This window comes from Phenylobacterium sp., from assembly GCF_031360265.1.
Classification (GTDB): Bacteria; Pseudomonadota; Alphaproteobacteria; order Caulobacterales; family Caulobacteraceae; genus Phenylobacterium.
Genome location: NZ_JANMBF010000043.1, coordinates 1 through 2,259, shown reverse-complemented (window position 1 = coordinate 2,259; position 2,259 = coordinate 1). Strand labels below are relative to the sequence as shown.

2 protein-coding genes are annotated in these 2,259 nt (G+C 66.4%); one reads left to right on the top strand and one right to left on the bottom strand.

From position 1 onward, the window contains the following. Window positions 1-819 (top strand): hypothetical protein (locus RMN86_RS03645; RefSeq protein WP_309604472.1); only part of this gene is annotated, 819 nt, incomplete at its 5' end. Window positions 820-913: 94 nt separating this feature from the next. Here RMN86_RS03645 and RMN86_RS03640 read toward each other — a convergent pair. Further along, on the bottom strand, window positions 914-2,259 hold a 1,346-nt coding region (locus RMN86_RS03640; RefSeq protein WP_309604471.1), incomplete at its 5' end, for a M10 family metallopeptidase C-terminal domain-containing protein.

The following is a 2,259-nucleotide window of genomic DNA, read 5'->3' as shown; positions in this document are numbered from 1 at the left end:
TTCTCGCCGCGTCAGTTCGCCGACCTCTGCGTCAAGCTGACGGGCACCCGGGCGCTGATCATCCTGGATGAATTCGACCGCTGCGAATCCAGCGAGTTCCGCCGTGATCTGGCCGAACTGATCAAGTTCCTCTCCGACCGCTCGGTGCGGATGCAGGTGGTGATCGGCGGGGTGGCGGCCGATCTTGCCGAGCTGGTGGAACACATCCCCTCGATCCGCCGCAATATTCTGGCGGTGCGCGTCCCCCTGATGTCCGAAGGCGAGATCCGCAGCCTGGTCGCCACCGGCGAACGGGCGAGCGGCCTGACCTTTGATCCCGCCGCCTGCGATTTCATCGTCAGCGTGGCGCGCGGCTGGCCCTATATCGCCACCCTGCTTTGCCATCACTCGGGCCTGAATGCGATCGACGCCGGGCGCGGAACCGTGTTGCCGGACGATGTGTCGGCGGCGCTGGACGAGTCATTGCTGGAACTTCGCGCGCGCATGGCCAAACCCATCCAGCTGCAGGTCGAACGCCTGCTCGCCGACGGCGGCGGCAAGCTGCTGACGCTGATCGCCGGCGCGTCACTGGTGGCGGGGGGCGATTTCAGCATCGCCGACATCGACGGGGCCTCGCCCAAAAGCGTCGACGCCACGGCGGCCAAGCGGTTCGCCGAAGAGCTCTCGGCCGAGAAGCTGCTGCTCGAGCGCCGCGACGACGCCTATGGGCGACGCTATGGTTTCGTCGAGGATGGCCTGCCGCCCTACCTGTGGTTCCTGGGCCAGCAGCAGATCCACCAGGACCGCCAGCTAAAGACCCCGCGCGTCAGCAACGGCTAGTCAGCATCTCGGGACAGCCACAGGCTATCCCCACATGAGAATGGCCAGCCCCGAACGGGGACTGGCCATCTCAAGCAGCCTTGAGCCAGGCGGTTCAGAAGAGCCAGTCGTGCCCGGCGCTCAGCGATGCCACTCCCAGGACCTTGGCCACGGCGGTGAAGCCGCCGGGGCCGGACGGGCCGTCGGCATCGACCAGGATCGTGGTGCCCGTGGCGTCGCTTTGCAGCTTGACCCAGTGATCGGCGATCGCATCGACGCCGTGATATTTGGTGAGCAGGTTCTGCAGGTCGATGGTGTCCTGCCCACGGGTGAAGTCGGTGATGGTCGCGGGCTTGGCCCCGATCGCCTCGAAGCGGAAGACATCGGCGCCCGCCCCGCCCGTCAGGGTGTCGGCGCCGCCGATCGACACCAGGGTGTCATTTCCCAGGCCCCCGCTCAGCGACGAGGAGACGCCGTTGGCGCGCAGGACATTGTTCAGTTCGTTGCCCGTTCCGGTCTGCGTCGTGGCGCCGGTCAGCGTCAGGTTCTCGACCTGCGAGCCAAGGCTGTAGTGCGACAGCGCGGTGCGGACCGTGTCGATGCCGCCCTTCGCCGCCTCGATCACCACGTCCTTGGCGTTGTCGACAATGTAGGTGTCGTCGCCCGCACCGCCGGTCATGGTGTCGGCGCCGCCCTTGCCGTCGATGACGTCGGCGCCGGCGGTGCCGACCAGCTTTTCGCTAAGGCCGGTCCCGATCAGGGTCGCCACCGGGGGGAGCGCACTGACCGGGGGTATCGTGGCGGCCGCGCCGAAGCCGTCCGTGGTCGCGGCGGGCGTCGCATGGAGGGCCGTCGAGGCGGTCAGGATAGCGGTGTTGCCCACCGGCTGCAGAGAGGTCGTCGTGTTGTCGTGGGTAAGGCCGGTCCCGATCAGGGTCGCCACCGGGGGTAGTATGTTGACCGATTTTATCGTGGCCGCAGCGTCGGTGGTCGCGGCGGGCGTCGCATGGAGGGCCGTCCAGGCGGTCAGGATGGCGGTGTTGCCCACCGGCTGCAGGGCGATCGTCGTGTTATCGTGGGTATTCACGCCCACATTGTCCTTGGAGAGGGCGTAGGCTGAGGCCTGGTTGTTGTCCAGGGCCCCGTTGGTGATCTTGGACATGTAGATCCACGAGGTCATGTCCTTGTAGCCCTGGACCAGGTTTCCCTCGATCTTGGCGTTGGAGGCATCGGCGACATAGATGCCGTTGTACATGCCGCCCACCACCGCATTGCCGGTGATCGTCACGTTCTTGTATTCCAGCATCTTCTCATTGCCCATGAAGATGCCCTGCATGATGCTGCCGGCGCCGCGGGTGATGATGTTGTCGGTCACGACGATGTCGTGCGCCGACGCGGTGGTTCCCGTCGTCCAGAACTGGATGGCGTCGGGGTGGTCGCCCGGCTTGGGCGCGAAGTCGG